This is a genomic window from Bacillus sp. L_1B0_5 (assembly GCF_000836715.1).
GTDB classification, from domain to species: domain Bacteria; phylum Bacillota; class Bacilli; order Bacillales; family Bacillaceae_G; genus Bacillus_A; species Bacillus_A thuringiensis_S.
Map to the genome: position 1 here is coordinate 35,933 of NZ_JXIS01000082.1, position 17,582 is coordinate 53,514.

The window sequence follows — 17,582 nt, forward strand, 5'->3', positions numbered from 1 at the left end:
TTGTCCACGCGTATTACAGATATTTTTCATATATTAATAAAAAGCTCTGATTATTTTAGAAAGGAGTAATAAATTGAAGCAAACAAAATTAACAGGTCGTATCGTTGTTCCCACAGATCCTGACTACGACGTAGCCCGAATGAATTTAAATTTAAGTATTCCAAAACTCCCTTGTATTATTGTTTTTTGTCAAAATAACAAGGATGTCTGTAACGCCTTAAAATGGGCACGTGAACGTCATATACCATTTCGGTTAAGAAGCGGACGTCATAGCTATGAAAATTTTTCTCTTTTAAATAGAGGACTTATTATTGATGTGAGTGAAATGCATCGCATTACTGTTAATACAGATAAATTAACAGCAACAATTGAGGCTGGTGCAAATCTTGGCACTGTTTATAAAGAGCTTTGGAATTACGGTGTTACAATTCCTGCTGGTACAAGTGCAAGCGTCGGAATTGTTGGATTAGCACTTGGCGGTGGTATTGGTATGCTTTCGCGCTTATTTGGATTAACATGTGATCAACTAATGGAAGTGGAAATGGTACAAGCGTGTGGAAAATTTGGTGCAAAACTCATTCGTGCAAATGAACAAGAAAATTCTAACCTTTTTTGGGCATGCCGTGGTGGCGGTGGTGGAAACTTCGGAATTGTCACCTCCTTAACTTTTCGAGTCCACCCGATAAAAAATGTATCAATTTTCTCAATTACATGGGAATGGGAAGACTTTATTGCTGCATTTCAAGCGTGGCAAAACTGGGCACCTTATATAGATGAACGTCTCACTTCATCGATCGAATTATTCGCCAAGCAACAAAATAAAATCGAAGCACAAGGCGAGTTTGTCGGTTCTCCCTCTGAACTCCATTCCCTATTATCCCCTCTTCTTGAAACTGGTAGCCCCTCTCTCTTTATAGAAGAAGTTCCTTATATAAAGGCTGTTGAATTTTTTAATGGCGGTAACATCCCTGAAAATTTCAAGCGCTCTGGTTCCTATGTCTATAAACCTATTCCCCTTAAAGGCATTCAACTCATGCAATACTTTCTTTCTCATGCCCCAAATAAAGATGCTAGTATTTGGCATCAATCGCTCATAGGTGCTGTTGAAAATATTCAGCCGAATGAAACGGCTTATTTTCATCGTAAAGCAATTATTGCTCAAGAATACATTACCTCTTGGAAATACGATGATGAAGAAAATCGAAATATACGCTGGGTTAAAGATTTACGAGAAAGCTTAGATCCTTATACACTAGGTGACTATGTGAACTGGCCCGATATCGACATTAAAAATTGGCAAACTAGTTATTATGGCTCTAACTTTCACAGATTGCGTAAGGTGAAAACCATGTATGATCCTTGTGATGTTTTTCATTTCCAACAAAGTATTCCTCCTTTTCATACATGAAACAAGGGGATAACATAAAAAAATCATCCAATATGCCGTTACCTCACAGTATGTTGGATGATTCAAGTTGATTTTCTATATCGTTTCAAATTCTTGCTCCTACTCATAAACTTTTACTTACAGATTAATTGTATTTCGTATCATTTTCATGCAATGAATGTAATTTAATATTTGGTACTTTATCTTTTTCAATACCTCTATTATAAGAAACAGGAACTTGAAATTCGAATTGCTTTGTCTCATGTTTTTGTAAATAGACTGGTTTCGGTACTGGATAACCTTTTGAATTCTCATTTGCATTATCATATAAAACAACTTTTAATGCTTGTGAATGATTACGATAATTTTTTAAAGTAACAATGCACTTTGGTTCGATACCCTCTCCATTTTTCTCCATCCTACACTGGCTATCTTCTTTTTTATATTCTATTGCTTCTACCCCTGTTTTTCCTGCGTAGTACCATGTTTTATTCAATGTTTGGATGATGTTATTTAAAATAAACGGCATCATTAAAATCAATATACTAATGCCTACTACTTTTATCTTATTCATTTTTCTAAATGTACTAGACTCCTTTTTTCCTAGCCATTTTAAAAATAATATAAATGCAATTACATGTAGTGTGAAAGAAACAATCAATATATTTGAGACTTTATAATCCATATAAACATACGTATGTATCGGAACCTTATAGACATTGAATAATTTTTCCCCAATTAATTCATTATCATTTGGAATTTTTAATAATAACAAAACCCCTATACTGTAACAAATAGCTACTAATCGATCATACTCAATACGAATCATTCTTTCTCCCCTTCACTTTGTTTTTTATTATCGATTTTAGCTATTATTACCATACTATACAATCTTTTTATAGAGGATAACGTAAAAAAGTTCCTTATAAATATATAAAGAACCTTATTAATATACATTATGAATTAAAAAATCAATATACCATTTTCACATAGAGATTTCTTCAAAATATGTTGGATCATGTATTGTAATTTTTTTATCTAAAATTGTAACAATGCTATCATTTTTTAATTGTTTTAATACGCTGCTAACTGTCTCTCGAGATGTTCCAGATATTTTGGATATTTCAATTGTTGTAAGCGGACATGAAATTACAATCTTTTCCCCACTCTGTTCTCCTAAATCCTGCATTAAATAATTTAACGTTTGGATAACACGATCTTGTGCATTAGGAATTGTAATATTTTGCACTCGATTTTCGTTCAATTTTAATATAGATGATAATTGCTGAACAACGTACATCAATTGCGTTCTGCTGGATTTTACCATATCTTCAAAAATTACCGTTGGAATATAATATACTTCCACATCCGTCATTGCTTCTGCTGTATAGTTATATCCTCTGTCTGTAAACATACCACCATAAGGAAAAATAGAATACCGCTTTACATAGTCATCGTATAATAAGTTCCCATTTTGATTAACCCGCTCTAACTTTACAAAACCATCTAACATGAAGTAGATTCTTTCCCTTGAATCTCCTTCTAAAAATAAAAATTGACCTTTTTTATAAGTTCGCCAATAAACAAACTCTGTTAAGCCTTTCAATTTTTTTTCTGTTAAATGAGCAAATAATTCGAACTGCTTTAAGTCCTTAACTACGTTCCGTCTATTCATAAAATTCCCTCTCTCTTGCTGTATGTTGGAGCGAAAAATCAAGAAAGCGTATTCAATTTGAATTTTATCATAATTAACTTATATATTCAGATTTCATCATGAAAACTTTATGAACAATGAGTACAAAAAATATTAATAAATAAAAAGAATGAAGTTATTAACCTCATTCTTTTTTTACTACTAAGTAGCGTACATAATAATTTAAACATACATGCATACATTCTGTTTTGAAATAATAGTACCAGCTTTTTCTTCTAGTGCTTCATATACTTTTTCTAAAGACGTAATAATTGTTTTTCTTTTTGGATTTGTATTAACAAAATTAATCGCAGCTTCAATTTTTGGAAGCATGCTTCCCGCAGCAAATTGTTTTTCTTCCATATATTCTTCTAGTTGATTCACTGTGACATGCTCTAATTTTTTTTGATTCGGTTGATTATAATTTACATACACATGATCAACTGCAGTTAAAATAACGAGCGTATCGGCATCTACTAATTCTGCTAATTTCTGCGCAGCGAAATCTTTATCGATAACCGCTTCAGTTCCTTTTAACCCTTCTTCGGAATCAATTACTGGAATTCCCCCTCCGCCAACAGCTATCACTATGTTTCCATCTTCGACCAAAGAATTAATAACTTTATGTTCATGAATACTTACAGGCTTCGGTGATGGAACAACACGTCTCCATCCTCTACCAGCATCTTCTTTAAACACTGCTTTTGTTTCATCCATTAATCTTCTGGCCTCTTCTTCTGTATAAAAAGGACCAATTGGTTTAGTTGGATTTTTAAATGCCTCATCTTTTTTATCCACAACAACGCGTGTTATAACCGTTGCTACATCTTTTTGTATATTCCGTTTTTTCAATGCCTTTTCAATCGCATTTTCCATCCAATATCCAATCATCCCTTGGCTCATTGCCCCACAAGTATCTAATGGCATTGCAGGTGTCTTTTCCGTTTCTGCAGCTTTTTGCTGTAATAAAATATTCCCCACTTGTGGGCCATTTCCATGCGCAATTACTATATCCACATCATTTTCCATTATTTTCACAAGTTGTTCTGCCGTTTTTTCCAACGCTTCTTGCTGCGCTCCCGCAGTAGCTTCTCCAGACTGTATCGCATTTCCTCCTAGTGCCACTACAATTTTTCTTCGTGCCATATTCCAGCCCTCCAGTTGATTTCGCTTTCACAGCGCTTTATAAAGTAATACTGCCTGTAATTAATCCATAAATCGCAAAGAATGCTAAAGCACCAATTGCTACGGATGATGCTAATTCCACTCGAGTAAATATTTGCTTCGAACTCTTTTGCTTTTGAACATTGTAAAAAATAAAAATACCTGGCGCATATAAAGTCATTGTTAATAATAAATACTCTAAACCAGCTGCATAAACTAACCACACGCCATAAATACTTGCTATCAAACCAATTATTATATTTTTATTTCGATCTACTTCTTCAGATTTTAAGCTATGCTTCAGTTGATAAAATGCTGAAAAAGCATATGGGATTAAAATGGCTGAAGATGCTAAAGAGAATGCAAAGTTATACGCCTGATCAGAAACGACGAATGTTAACAAGAATATTTGAATTAAACCATTTGTTATCCATAATGAATTTACTGGAGCCTTATTTTTATTTTCTTTTGCGAACCATTTTGGAAATACTCCATCTTTAGCCGCTAAATATGGAATTTCAGAAGCGAGCAAAGTCCAACCTAACCAAGCACCTAATACAGAGATAACCAAACCTAAATTAATAAAAATAGCACCCCATTTTCCAACAACACTTTCAAATAAATAAGCCATAGCCGGATTTTTCAAACCAGCAATATCTGCTTGCTGCATAAGTCCAAGAGACAATAATGTGATTAAAATGTAAATGATAAGTGTACCAATTAAGCCAATAACCGTTGCTTTCCCTACATCACTTCTATTTTTTGCTCGACTGGATAAAACAACAGCCCCTTCTACCCCAATAAATACCCATAGAGTTACAAGCATTGTACTTTTAACTTGGCTGCCAACTGCTCCCCATGAAAAAGAACCAGTTTGCCCCCAAAATCCATCTAAGAACGTATCAATATGAAACGCAAAGATTCCTATGACAATAAATACAAATACAGGTACTAATTTTGCGATTGTAGTTACTAAATTCACAAGTGCTGCTGATTGAACTCCACGTAAAATTAACATGTGAACACACCACAATAATACGCTTGCACCAATAATGGATTCTACATTTTGACCGCCTTCAAAGATCGGGAAGAAATATCCTAATGAAGAAAATAATAATGTACCGTAAGCTACATTCCCAAGCCAAGCAGATAGCCAGTATCCCCACGCACTATTAAATCCCATAAAATTACCAAACCCTGCTTTTGCATAGCTAAAAATACCACCATCTAAATCTGGCCGTTTTACAGTTAGATTTTGAAAAGATAATCCAAGTGCAATCATCCCAATTCCTGTTATAACCCAGCCAATAATAATGGCTCCAGCTCCAGCACCTTTTGCCATATCACTCGCTAAATTAAAGGCTCCACCGCCAATCATAGACCCAACTACAAGAGCCGTTAGTGTAAACAACCCTAATTTCTTATCTTCACCCATTCCACTCACCTCTCTTTAATTGCAATAACAATACAAAAGCAATAGTGAATGATAGTGTCTAAAGGAGGAGAAAGAAGAAAGGAAGACTCCCTTTCTTCTTTACTCCATGTTTCCTAAAGTAGCTGCCATAACCGCTTTAATTGTATGCATTCTATTTTCAGCTTGATCAAATACTTTTGAATGTTTACTGCGGAATACTTCGTCAGTTACCTCCATTTCTTTCAACCCATATTTCTCATAAACTTCTTCGCCATACATCGTTTCAACATCATGAAATGCAGGTAAACAATGTAAGAAAATCACGTTTTCATTCCCTGTTTCTTTAATCATTTTCATATTTACTTGATAAGGTTTCAATAACTCGACACGTTCAGCAAATTTTTCTTCTTCCCCCATAGACACCCATACATCTGTATAAATTACATCTGCATTCGCAACAGCTTCTTCCACATTACTTGTTATCATTACCTGTTCATTATATTTTTTTGCTAAATCAATTACTTCTTGTGCAGGCCATAAAGATTCCGGTGTACAAATACGTACATCCATTCCAACGATTGCTCCACCAACTAGTAAGCTATTAGCAACATTATTTCGTCCATCTCCAACGTAAACGAGCTTCACATTTTTCAATTTCCCTACATGTTCTCTAATTGTTAATAAATCTGCTAGTGTTTGTGTTGGATGCCACATGTCTGTTAATCCATTCCAAACTGGCACACCAGAATTTTGTGCTAAAGATTCTACAGTCTCATGATTAAATCCACGAAACTCAATTCCGTCAAACATACGCCCTAACACTTTTGCTGTATCCTCTACGGATTCTTTTTTCCCAAGCTGAATATCACCTTTCCCTAAATATTCAGGATTCGCCCCTAAATCTGTACATGCTACCGTAAATGCACAGCGCGTACGAGTGGAGGTTTTTTCAAATAAGAGCGCTACATTCTTATCTTCTAAATAATGATGCGGGATACCATTTTTCTTTTTCTCTTTTAATTCTGCTGCTAAATCTAGAAAATATAACAATTCTTCTTGTGTAAAATCTTTTTCTGCTAGAAAGCTTCTTCCTTTTAAATTTGGTCTAGTCATTAACATGCTTCATCCCTACTTTCTCCGTTATTTATACTAAATATCTTTACGAACAATTGGCATACTCATGCAACGTGGACCCCCACGACCACGAGATAATTCTGAACTTAGCACCTCAATCACTTCTATACCGTGTTCCCGTAATAACGTATTGGATACATAGTTGCGATCATATGTAACAACTACACCTGGTGCGATTGCTAATGTGTTCGAGCCATCATTCCATTGTTCACGAGCAGAAGCAATTACATCTCCTCCTCCACATGGAATAAGAACTAATTCACTTAAGCCTAATACCTCTTTTAATGCTTCCATTAAAGAAGTACGATGTGTAATTTTAAGAGTTTCCTCATCTGATCCTTTTTCTAAAATATAAATATTCATATTCCCTTTTGGCCCTTGAATGGCTGGGTGAATTGTAAACTTGTCATAATCAACCATTGTAAATACTGTATCTAAATGCATAAATGCTCGGCATTTTGGAATTTCTATTGCTAACACTTTCTTAATTTTATTTTGTCGGCTAAAGAGATTTTTAGCTAAACGTTCAATTGCTTTAGCTGAAGTACGAGCAGATACTCCAATTGCAATTGTTTCTTCATTTAAAATTAGCTCGTCGCCACCTTCAATTGGAAATTTATAATCACGATCTAACCAGATTGGTACATTATGTTTTGCAAATCTTGGATGATATTTAATGATGTACTCCATGAATAATGATTCACGTCTACGCGCTGGTTCTCTCATCTTATTTATCGTTAAGCCATCGCCCACGCTAGCTGCTGGATCACGAGTAAAATATAAATTAGGCATTGGATCTAAGTAAAACGGATAATGATCTTCCATTAATTCATATAAATGTGTCTTCTTACTTGTTTCAATTTCGCTTTTCCGTACACCGCCCATAATTTTTTGAATTAATTCTTCATTTGAAAAGGAAAGTAAATATTCTTTTAAAGTTTGATGTGCAACATTTACGTCGGCCTGTCCTTCTTTTAAAATACGATCAACAAATTCTTCTCGAAGTTTTTTGTCTACTAACGCCTCAGCGGCTAGTTTTTCTAAATAAAGAACTTCAACACCCCGATTGCGTAACGTTTGTGCAAAATAATCATGCTCTTTTTGAATAATTGGTAAGTATGGAATATCGTCAAATAATAATTGCTGCAAATAATCTGGCGTCAAGTTTTCCACTTCTTTACCAGGTCGTTTTAATAAAACCGTTTGTAATTCCCCAATTTCTGAAGTAACATGTATCGGATGTTTCATTTGTTGTACCTCCTTTTAAATATGTTTGATGTCTTACAAGTACATAATAAATGCTCTGCACTTTCATCTTTGTGAAATCATCCACATTATCATTGTGAAATATTAAACAAGTTATTTTTTTAAAATCATACGAATTTGTATTTTTATAACAAACTCTCTCGCTTTTTCAATAAAAAACACATATATTACGCATATATGTTGAATATTTAACTTCCGTATTTAAACAAAAATCCTGTTTTTAATAAAATTAAAAACAGGATTTTTGCATCTAAATAATTAAATTTAACCTTTCTTCTATAATCTCCCTATCTGATTTCGACTGTGAAATTATAAGGCATGTATCATTTCCACATATACATCCTATTTTTTCTTTCCAATCTAATTCATCAAATAAAACACCAATAACATGTGCATTACCAGGTAATGTTTTAATAACCATTAATTGATCTACACAATCAATTTTTACAACAACCTCTCGTAATTTTTTCTTTAACTTTATATCAGTTTGTAAATGCTCTTCTGAGAAAACTTTATATATCATTAATCCTTCTTGAGAAGGTACCTTCGTTAAGTTTAACTCACGAATATCGCGAGAAACCGTAGCTTGTGTTACTAATACATCTTTTTTTGCTAACAATTCTACTAATCTTTCTTGCTTATCTATTTCATACTCCTTTACAAATTGTTTAATTAACCGTTGTCTTTTTTCTTTTCTCATAAAAGACACCCCTTTTAATATTATAGCTCGCTATAATTTTCATCCGAAAGGGAGAGAAAAGAATGTTGCGGAAACGTTCATAGTTTAACTGTAAATATTAAATCAAACTAAATAAAAAAGAGAAGAACAGCATTCTGTTCTTCCTTTTACATTGAAAATCGTTCAATTGTTTGTTTCAAATCGGTTGCTTGCTTCTCTAAATCCTTTAATAATTGATCGATTACTATCATATTTTTAGACTGTTGTAGCGTCACACGCGCCACTTCTTGTGAACCAGCTGAAGTTTCTTCAGCAATTGCTGCTACAGCTTTTGTTTGTGCTCCTGTTTGATGAATGTGGCTCACTTGTTCATTCATATAACTACTAATTTGCTGAGTTGCATCGGCTACTTCCATAACACTTGATGACATTTCTTTTAAAATTAATTCCGTAGCTTCCCCACGCTTCGCCTCTTCTTTAGCTATTTTCACTTGTTCTGTCATTTTCATTGCAACTTGTTGTACTTCATCTTGCATATTCCGTAATAACTGCGATATGTTTCTTGCAGAATGATCACTTTCATCAGCAAGTTTCCGTACTTCTTCCGCAACAACCGCAAAGCCTCTTCCATGCTCTCCTGCGCGAGCTGCCTCAATAGAAGCATTTAGTGCTAATAAATTCGTTTGGCTAGCAATCGCACTCACAACAGACACAATATGTTCTACTTGTTTCATTCGTTCTTCTAACTTCTGTACATTTTGCATTGAATCTTCATTTTCTTTTGCCAATGTTTGAATACCGTGAATTAAAGACGTAAAGACACGAGTACTATGCCCTAAAGCTTGAACCATTTCTGAAGACAACGTATCAGACTGCTTCGCTTTTTCTTCTACTTCACTTGCAATAGACGTCGTTGTATCAACAGCAGAAACAATCGCTTGAATTGATGCCGCTGATTGCTCAGCGCCTGAAGAAATCTCTGCAAGTGTCTCAGATACACCCTGTGCTTGTTTCGTTGCTTCGCCTGTTTGTTTTCTAATCTGCTGTACTTGATTATTTGTATACGAAAATGTTGTATCAATATTTTTTACCATGCCCCTTAAGTTTCCTAACATCATATTAAATGCAACACTTAAAGATTTAATTTCATCATCTGTCTTCGGTAATGGAACATCTTCACGAATATCACCCTCAGCTGCTTTTCTTGCCGCCTCCTCTAACTTTCGAAGCGGTTTAATTAAAAATACAGCTGCTCCATATGCTAAAATTCCAGACCATACTACCCCTAATAGCATAACGATAATATTATATACAGTTTGACTTACATAACTTTGAAAATAATCGTATATCACGTAAATAAAAAATATACTTGTTGAATATGTAATGAAAGCTAAAACTGTAGTGAATAGCATAAGTTGTGTACGTAATCCAAAAGAAAATGTTTTCCTTTCTTTTTCCATCTTCTCTTTCCCCCTTTTTATAAGCAATATAAATACTACCTATATATTATTATCCATATTTTCATTATAGAAGGATATAGAGATTTTAAAAATTATTATTTCTTTGAATATCAAATTGCACGAAAAAAATAAAGGATTCTGACAATTTATGACTAATAACAGAAATAAGGGGCAACATTTGTAAAATATATTTTTAACTGGGGGTTTTGTATGATTCAAGTTCGAAATCTAGTAAAATCATTCGGTTCACTTGATGTGTTAAAAGGAATTGATTTAGAAGTAAAAGAAAAAGAAGTTGTTGTTTTAATTGGTGCCAGTGGTTCTGGTAAAAGTACATTACTTCGCTGTCTTAACTTTTTAGAAATGTACGATGAAGGCGAAATTCACTTACAAGGTGAGCGGATTGATCCAAAGCATTCAAATTTAAATAAAGTCCGTGAAAATGTCGGTATGGTTTTTCAGCACTTTAACCTCTTTCCTCATATGACCTCACTAGAAAACATCATAGAAGCACCTATTCACGTAAAAAAATTAGAGAAAGCAAATGCAAAAGATATTGGAAATCAACTTCTCCAAAAAGTCGGCCTTCAAGATAAAGCGGATGTAACTCCTCATCTTCTTTCAGGCGGTCAAAAACAGCGCATTGCCATTGCACGAGCTCTTGCAATGAGCCCTAAGATTATGCTATTTGATGAGCCTACCTCAGCTTTAGACCCTGAACTTGTTGGAGAAGTATTGCAAGTTATGAAAGAACTTGCTGAAGAAGGGATGACAATGGTTATTGTTACTCATGAAATGAATTTCGCAAGAGATGTAGCTGATCGCGTCATCTTTATGGACGATGGAAAGATTGTAGAAGATGCTCCGCCAGCACAATTCTTTTCAGCTCCATCACATGAACGGGCAAAACAATTTTTACGCAACGTTTTATAATGTAACTTCTGTTTCAAACGAAAAGGAATACATTCATACGGTGCACAACTAATCATCCAAATAAAATATTTCAACAACATACTTAAAACCATCCGTATGATCAATATATAGGAGGGGTTTTATGAAAAGAAAACTATTAACCATTGTTGCGAGCATTACACTATGTACATCCTTCATACTAGGAGCTTGTAGCAAAGAAAGCTCTACTACTTCATCAAATGGTGAAAAAGAATTTCGCTATGCGATGAGTGGATTATACAAACCTTTTAACTATAAAGAAAATGACGGCAAACTTGTCGGCTTTGATGTAGAAATCGGTGAAGCTCTTGCTAAAAAGATGAACATGAAGGCTACGCCAGTTACAAACCCATGGGAAACGCTAATTCAAGGTCTTCAAGCGAAGAAATATGATGTAATACTGGGTAGTATGGCAATTACAGAGGAGCGCTTAAAAGCTGTTAGTTTCTCAAATCCGTACTATCGCTCTGGCGCCCAAATTTTTGTGGCTAAAAAGAATACCGCTATCTCTTCTCCAGAAGATTTAAAGGGTAAGAAAATTGGTGTTGTAAAAGCTAGTACCTTTAAAAATCTTGTTGCAAAATATACAGATCAAATCACAGAATATGACAGTGATATTACTGCTCTTATGGATTTAGAGCCTGGGCGTGTTGACGCAGTAATTACGGATCAAATGGTTGGTCTACGTATGATAAAAGAAGGAAAATCGAATATAAAAGAAGCCGGAAAACCATTAAATCTTGATGAAATGGGAATTGCTATTCGCAAAGATGATAAAGAAATGGTTGAGAAAGTAAATAAAGCGTTAGATGAAATCATTAAAGATGGTACGTATGAAAAGATCAGTAAAAAATGGTTCGGGCGTAATATTCTTGGTGAAGAGGAAAAAACGAAGTAAGTAAGTTAGCCATTCAAAAGATTCATAAACAGTGCCCCACTGATTAAGTGTTCATTTTATGTGGGGCATTTCATTCTCTACTAAAATCTATACAATATGAGGTGAAACGCATGTTTGAAATTTTTATCTCTTCCTATCCCACACTCTTAAAAGCTACTATTGTCACATTACAATTAACATTAACTTCCCTAGTACTCGGTTCATTAATTGGATTATTATTCGCTTTCTTTCGAATTTCGAATAACAAAGTTTTAAATAGCATTGCTCATATCTATATTGCTATTATTCGTGGTACACCTTTAATTGTTCAAATCGCTATTCTCTATTTTGGGATTACATCCGTTGTTGTTTTTACCCCTTTTTGGGCAGGAGCAATCGCTTTAGCAATTCATAACGGTGCATATATTACGGAAATTTTCCGTGGATCTATTCAATCCGTTGACCGGGGACAATTAGAAGCAGCTCGCTCTTTAGGTATGCCTTACCCTTTAGCTATGCGCCGGATTATATTACCACAAGCATTTCGTCTGTCTCTTCCTCCTCTAGGAAACCAATTTATTATCGGATTAAAAGACTCTTCACTTGTCGCTTACGTAGGACTGTCCGAATTATGGGGATCTGGTTTATCAATTGCAGCAGGTAACTTCCAACAATTAGATACTTACATAATCGTTGGTGCATACTATCTCGTACTTGTTCTTCTATTTACTTATTTTGTTAATCTTTTAGAAAAACGATTACAACGAAAAGAAACTAACTCCTTCCAAGTCCATAAAAAGAACAAAAAGGAAGTTTCTTTATAAGAAAAAGCAAGCCTGAGATGGCTTGCTTTTTCACTGCAAAAATATATTAATTTTTACTGATTTACTTTTTTAATACTCTCGTCTTCCTCTATATGTTCCTCACGATATGAAATATTATGAGGATCTAGTCCATTTCCTAAAGAACCATAGAAATGCTCTCTATGCGGATCCACTAATTCACTTCCGTGATAATACACACGTGGTGTATTCCAAAGTGCTGCCAATGCTTTTGTCATCGGCATTTCGTGATAACGTTCCGGCCACATTTCTTTAATCTTCTCTTTTACTAACGGATAGTATTTAGAGCTCATAGCAGGAAACAGATGGTGTTCTGTATGATATGAGAAATTGAAATGTAAAACGTCTACCCAGCGCGGCACTGTTACTGACAAACAGTTTGCTAACGGATCATTTACTGGAACAATTGGATTTAAGCGGTGATTTGTTGCGATATATGCCATTACAATAAAGTTAGCAATCAACAACGGAATGACATATGCAAATAACCATTTTCCAGGTCCCATAATAAACAATAAACTAATCCAAACTGTCCAAGGCAAAAGAAGTTGAAGCCATACAGATTTTTGATTGGATGACTTGAACTCTTTTATAAAATGAAAGAACATTCGAGTCGAATGCAATGTAAATTGAATTGTTAGTGACAGAAAACTAAAGAATGAACGTACATGTAGAGGCATACGATATACCCAACTCAAAAACTTACTCTTCTTAAGTTTCTCAAGTGTCGGCCATGCATCCGGATCATTCTCTTCATGCTGTGTATGAACATGATGCGTTGCATTATGCCACTTTCTCCAAAGCTTTGGCCCTGTTGATAATGGCATAAATGCAATCGCGCCTAAGAAGTCACGAAGCCATGCCTTTCTTACAACAGTTCCATGTAAAATTTCATGCCCTAAAAATCCAAGTGAAGCAAAACATAATCCAAGAACAATCGCAATTCCTAGATTCGCCCACACATTCAATTCAAATACACCAATCGATATTAACCCCGCCAATGCCACAAGCAAATAAGCCAGTCCACCAAATAAACGAGTAGGCACTGGTTTAAATGCTTTTTTCGGCAAATGTGGTGATACACGTGCTGCATACCACCCAAACGTATGAAGCTCCTTCATCCTTTTGCCCCTTTCTTATGCCGCGCCTTGCGCAACTTACATATATCAATTCTTGCTTCCAGATTGATTTTACTAGATGATCCAAAAAGCATCTATTATAAGGAAAATATACTCACTCTATCGTCACTTATTTTTCGCTTTTATTATCAATGAAAAACATTTCTCTTTTTACTCTCTATCAACCTTTCCACATGATGAATCATAACAATAGAATTTCTATATTGTCAACAACTTTTATGACCTAGTAATAAAAGTTGGTTATACTTTTATAATCATACTTTATTTCACTAAAGAAAATGTATAGATTTCATAAGGATTTACCCACTATATATAGACATTTCCTTAAACGCCATAGATTCTATCTCATTCAATAACTCCCTATGTAATCAACAAACAGAATCACTTAAATTTAGTTTTATATAAATCCTACTTCTTCATAATGCCCCACCTAATTAATTATATTAAAATAATTTATAACCTCTTTTAATAAAAATAGACTACTTCTAAAACAACACACATGAATTTCATATAATATGGAAATATTAAAAGGAAAATTGTTCTAAAATCAGGAGGTTTCTGCAATGACAAGTGATACATTTCCACAACTGCCGCTATCTTATTGGATTGAATCTACTCAGTTTCCTACTTTCCCTCGTTTATCCGAAAATATAAAGACGAAAGTTGCTATTATCGGTGCTGGTATTACAGGTATTACTACTGCCTATTTACTTGCAAAAGAAGGCATCGATGTTGTTTTAATTGATTCTGGTCGTATTTTACACGGGACGACTGGACATACAACAGCGAAAGTAACAGCACAACATGATCTTATTTATGATGAATTAATAACTCATTTCGGTGTAGAAAAGGCCGGGCTTTACTATGAATCAAATAATCAGGCTCTACAATTCATAAATGAAACTGTTCAAACATATAAAATCGACTGTAATTTCTCAAATGAAGATTCATATTTATATACAACTACTGATAATGGATTAAGAAATTTATCGAAAGAATATGAAGCTTATCAAAAATTAAATATACCTTGTGACTACGTTCAATCTCTATCAATTCCTATTCCAGTACAATCTGCACTTGTCATGAAAAATCAAGCACAATTCCATCCCCTCCTTTATTTGAAAACACTTTTAGAAAAGTTTGTGGAGATGGGCGGCAAATTTTATGAACAAACAACAGCTATGGATGTCGAAAAAGGGGATTATCCACAAATAATTACAAAGGATGGCCATCATATCACTTGTGAATATGTCGTCTCTTGTTCACATTTTCCTTTTTATGATGCGAATAGCTTTTTCTTTACGAGAATGTATGCAGAACGCTCCTACGCTCTTGCAATAAAAGCAAAAACGGATTATCCAGGTGGCATGTATTTAAGTATTGATGATCCAAAACGCTCCTTACGCTATATAACAGATAATGGAGAAAAATTGATTTTGATTGGTGGGGAAAGTCATAAAACAGGACAAGGAATAAATACGATGCTTCATTATGAAGCACTCTACTCTTTTGCTGAAGCAACTTTTGGAGTAGATGAAGTTCCTTATAGATGGTCAGCACAAGATTTAATTACTCTAGACAAACTCCCTTATATCGGACATATTAACGAAAGGAATCCAAATATATTTGTTGCAACTGGATATCGCAAATGGGGAATGACAACTGGAACTGCTGCCGCTCACCTACTGAAGGACTCCATCCTAAAAGTCCACAGTCCCTATAAAGAACTATATGCACCATCACGCTTCCATGCAAATCCAGATATAAAAATGTTCCTCTCCCAGAACATTGATGTTGCGAAACATTTAATTGAAGGAAAGATTGAAACCGCATTACGTAAGCCAGAAGATCTCGAAGTTGGTGAAGGATCTGTCGTACATGTTAACGGTAAACGAGCAGGTGCTTATAAGGACAAAGAAGGTAAATTACATATCGTCGATACAACTTGTACACATCTCGGCTGTGAAGTTGAATGGAATAATGGTGATTGTACTTGGGATTGCCCTTGCCATGGTTCTCGTTTTTCAATTGAGGGAGACGTTCTTGAAGGTCCAGCAGATCAACCGTTAAAACGAGTTGATAATGAGTAAACAAATAAAGAAGTTCAACAGAATTACTGTTGAACTTCTTTATTTGTAATAAAACTTTTTCAGATAAATTTCGACACCAAGAAGGAAAATATTAACATTAAATAAAATAATATATTCATCTACAAATTAAAAGGGGTGAATATTATGCAACCTTCAGCTCCACCTCATCTAGAATCTACAGAAACTATCTTTTCAAGCTCTATTACAAAACTTGTTGTTTTTATTTGTTGGCTAGCCATTTTAGCTGATGGATATGATTTAGGTATTTACGGTGCCGTTCTACCAAAGCTCCTAGAAGACAAAAGCTGGGCGCTATCACCAGCGCATGCTGGTACAATTGCAAGCTATGCTTTATTTGGGATGTTTATTGGAGCTATTCTAGTTGGAACGATTACAGATCTAATTGGGCGTAAATGGACGCTTATATGCTGTTTAGCACTTTTTTCTATCACAATGGGTTTAGCGGCTATCGCTCCTTCTCCTGAGTTATTTGGATTGTCTCGATTTATAGGAGGAATCGGATTAGGCGGTGTTATCCCAACGGCTTCAGCACTTACTGTTGAATATTCCCCCCCAAAAAGGCAATCTTTTATTTATGCTCTTATGTTTACGGGCTATCCTTTAGGTATCGTGTTAGGTGCTATTTTGTCTATGTTTATGTTAGAAGATTTCGGATGGAGAATTATGTTTGGTATCGGAATAATTCCACTACTCCTTATTCCTTTCATTATTCGCTATTTACCTGAGTCCATTCAATTTTTATTATCACGTAATCGCCAAGAAGAAGTGAACCAAATTCTTAATCGTTTTCAAATTGAATTTCATGTAAAAAATAAAACTCATCAAGCCCCATCTACTATACAAAAGGAAAATGGATTTTTCACTTTATTCTCAAAAGAATACATAAAAGCAACGCTACTTTTTTGGATCACTTATATAATGGGAATGTTTCTAATATACGGTTTAAACACTTGGTTACCACAGATGATGCGTCAGGCGGGATATCCTCTTGGATCTAGTCTGTCATTCCTACTTATACTAAATATTACCGCAGCTATCGGCGCATTATTCGCTGGAGCAATTGCTGATCGTATAGGAGCAAAAATTGTTATTAGCATCTCTTATCTTATGGCAGCCATATGTATCGGACTATTAACAATTAAACCATCTGTTACAATCATTTATCTTTTAATTGGCCTTGCTGGTATTGGATCAGTCGGTATTACTCAAATATTAAATGCATATGTAACACAATACTTCCCATCACATATCCGAGCTACCTCCTTAGGCTGGGGACTGGGACTTGGCCGAGTTGGTGCAATTTCTGGCCCTATTCTCGTCGGTATTATTATGACAATGCAATATGACTTAGCATGGAATTTTTACTTATTCTCCTTTGCAGGTCTTATCGCAGCTATATCTGTTTTCTTCATTCCTACAAAATAAAAAGAGCACAAACTTTGAAGTGACCCCTAAAAGTTAGACA

General features: G+C 34.7%; 15 protein-coding genes. 6 read left to right on the top strand and 9 right to left on the bottom strand.

What is annotated here, in order from left to right:
- The first annotated feature begins 73 nt into the window (after positions 1–73).
- Positions 74–1,408: an FAD-binding oxidoreductase gene (locus RT27_RS23685; RefSeq protein ID WP_043937742.1), complete on the top strand. Its 1,335-nt coding sequence runs from the start codon at positions 74–76 to the stop codon at positions 1,406–1,408.
- Between the two features lie 124 nt (positions 1,409–1,532).
- Here RT27_RS23685 and RT27_RS23690 read toward each other — a convergent pair whose 3' ends face one another.
- The 8 genes from RT27_RS23690 to RT27_RS23725 all read right to left on the bottom strand — a co-directional run bounded on the left by RT27_RS23690 (position 1,533) and on the right by RT27_RS23725 (position 10,197).
- On the bottom strand, positions 1,533–2,216 hold the full coding sequence (locus tag RT27_RS23690) for a hypothetical protein (RefSeq protein WP_029441501.1): 684 nt from the start codon (positions 2,214–2,216) through the stop codon (positions 1,533–1,535).
- A 156-nt stretch (positions 2,217–2,372) separates the two neighbouring features.
- The gene (locus RT27_RS23695) at positions 2,373–3,062 is read right to left on the bottom strand and encodes a Crp/Fnr family transcriptional regulator (protein WP_001081905.1); all 690 of its coding nucleotides are present in this window, start codon (positions 3,060–3,062) and stop codon (positions 2,373–2,375) included.
- A gap of 201 nt (positions 3,063–3,263) precedes the next feature.
- The gene (arcC, locus tag RT27_RS23700) at positions 3,264–4,226 is read right to left on the bottom strand and encodes a carbamate kinase (RefSeq protein WP_043937744.1); all 963 of its coding nucleotides are present in this window, start codon (positions 4,224–4,226) and stop codon (positions 3,264–3,266) included.
- A 37-nt stretch (positions 4,227–4,263) separates the two neighbouring features.
- Positions 4,264–5,679, bottom strand: coding sequence for an arginine-ornithine antiporter (gene arcD, locus RT27_RS23705; RefSeq protein WP_000503413.1), 1,416 nt, complete (start codon positions 5,677–5,679; stop codon positions 4,264–4,266).
- A gap of 99 nt (positions 5,680–5,778) precedes the next feature.
- The gene (gene argF / locus RT27_RS23710; RefSeq protein WP_016083685.1) at positions 5,779–6,777 is read right to left on the bottom strand and encodes an ornithine carbamoyltransferase; all 999 of its coding nucleotides are present in this window, start codon (positions 6,775–6,777) and stop codon (positions 5,779–5,781) included.
- Between the two features lie 30 nt (positions 6,778–6,807).
- Entirely contained in the window at positions 6,808–8,040 is a 1,233-nt protein-coding gene (gene arcA, locus RT27_RS23715) for an arginine deiminase (protein WP_000682344.1), read from the bottom strand.
- A gap of 268 nt (positions 8,041–8,308) precedes the next feature.
- The gene (gene argR, locus RT27_RS23720) at positions 8,309–8,758 is read right to left on the bottom strand and encodes an arginine repressor (protein WP_029441498.1); all 450 of its coding nucleotides are present in this window, start codon (positions 8,756–8,758) and stop codon (positions 8,309–8,311) included.
- A 146-nt stretch (positions 8,759–8,904) separates the two neighbouring features.
- Entirely contained in the window at positions 8,905–10,197 is a 1,293-nt protein-coding gene (locus RT27_RS23725; RefSeq protein ID WP_029441497.1) for a methyl-accepting chemotaxis protein, read from the bottom strand.
- Between the two features lie 210 nt (positions 10,198–10,407).
- Here RT27_RS23725 and RT27_RS23730 point away from each other — a divergent pair, with 210 nt between their 5' ends.
- The 3 genes from RT27_RS23730 (at position 10,408) to RT27_RS23740 (ending at position 12,849) form a co-directional block, all read left to right on the top strand.
- Positions 10,408–11,130, top strand: a complete 723-nt coding sequence (locus RT27_RS23730) for an amino acid ABC transporter ATP-binding protein (RefSeq protein ID WP_000616921.1) — start codon at positions 10,408–10,410, stop codon at positions 11,128–11,130.
- Between the two features lie 121 nt (positions 11,131–11,251).
- On the top strand, positions 11,252–12,046 hold the full coding sequence (locus RT27_RS23735; RefSeq protein WP_000823754.1) for an ABC transporter substrate-binding protein: 795 nt from the start codon (positions 11,252–11,254) through the stop codon (positions 12,044–12,046).
- A 47-nt stretch (positions 12,047–12,093) separates the two neighbouring features.
- Positions 12,094–12,849 carry an amino acid ABC transporter permease gene (locus RT27_RS23740; RefSeq protein ID WP_140163721.1) on the top strand — a complete coding sequence of 252 codons (756 nt, stop codon included), beginning with the start codon at positions 12,094–12,096 and terminating at the stop codon, positions 12,847–12,849.
- 53 nt (positions 12,850–12,902) lie between these two features.
- Here the strand turns inward: RT27_RS23740 and RT27_RS23745 are convergent, their stop codons facing one another.
- Positions 12,903–13,988: an acyl-CoA desaturase gene (locus RT27_RS23745; RefSeq protein WP_000661219.1), complete on the bottom strand. Its 1,086-nt coding sequence runs from the start codon at positions 13,986–13,988 to the stop codon at positions 12,903–12,905.
- 581 nt (positions 13,989–14,569) lie between these two features.
- Here RT27_RS23745 and RT27_RS23750 point away from each other — a divergent pair.
- Together RT27_RS23750 and RT27_RS23755 are read left to right on the top strand one after the other, a co-directional pair.
- Entirely contained in the window at positions 14,570–16,096 is a 1,527-nt protein-coding gene (locus RT27_RS23750; protein ID WP_029441496.1) for an FAD-dependent oxidoreductase, read from the top strand.
- Positions 16,097–16,240: 144 nt separating this feature from the next.
- On the top strand, positions 16,241–17,542 hold the full coding sequence (locus tag RT27_RS23755; RefSeq protein WP_043937746.1) for an aromatic acid/H+ symport family MFS transporter: 1,302 nt from the start codon (positions 16,241–16,243) through the stop codon (positions 17,540–17,542).
- Positions 17,543–17,582 lie beyond the last annotated feature (40 nt).

What these genes read in the sequence shown, in the direction of transcription:
- RT27_RS23690 (WP_029441501.1), bottom strand. Translation starts at nt 2,216, where the DNA reads ATGATTCGTATTGAGTATGATCGATTAGTAGCTATTTGTTACAGTATA.
- arcD (WP_000503413.1), bottom strand. Translation starts at nt 5,679, where the DNA reads ATGGGTGAAGATAAGAAATTAGGGTTGTTTACACTAACGGCTCTTGTA.
- arcA (WP_000682344.1), bottom strand. Translation starts at nt 8,040, where the DNA reads ATGAAACATCCGATACATGTTACTTCAGAAATTGGGGAATTACAAACG.
- RT27_RS23745 (WP_000661219.1), bottom strand. Translation starts at nt 13,988, where the DNA reads ATGAAGGAGCTTCATACGTTTGGGTGGTATGCAGCACGTGTATCACCA.
- arcC (WP_043937744.1), bottom strand. Translation starts at nt 4,226, where the DNA reads ATGGCACGAAGAAAAATTGTAGTGGCACTAGGAGGAAATGCGATACAG.
- argR (WP_029441498.1), bottom strand. Translation starts at nt 8,758, where the DNA reads ATGAGAAAAGAAAAAAGACAACGGTTAATTAAACAATTTGTAAAGGAG.
- RT27_RS23725 (WP_029441497.1), bottom strand. Translation starts at nt 10,197, where the DNA reads ATGGAAAAAGAAAGGAAAACATTTTCTTTTGGATTACGTACACAACTT.
- RT27_RS23750 (WP_029441496.1), top strand. Translation starts at nt 14,570, where the DNA reads ATGACAAGTGATACATTTCCACAACTGCCGCTATCTTATTGGATTGAA.
- RT27_RS23695 (WP_001081905.1), bottom strand. Translation starts at nt 3,062, where the DNA reads ATGAATAGACGGAACGTAGTTAAGGACTTAAAGCAGTTCGAATTATTT.
- argF (WP_016083685.1), bottom strand. Translation starts at nt 6,777, where the DNA reads ATGTTAATGACTAGACCAAATTTAAAAGGAAGAAGCTTTCTAGCAGAA.
- RT27_RS23735 (WP_000823754.1), top strand. Translation starts at nt 11,252, where the DNA reads ATGAAAAGAAAACTATTAACCATTGTTGCGAGCATTACACTATGTACA.
- RT27_RS23755 (WP_043937746.1), top strand. Translation starts at nt 16,241, where the DNA reads ATGCAACCTTCAGCTCCACCTCATCTAGAATCTACAGAAACTATCTTT.
- RT27_RS23730 (WP_000616921.1), top strand. Translation starts at nt 10,408, where the DNA reads ATGATTCAAGTTCGAAATCTAGTAAAATCATTCGGTTCACTTGATGTG.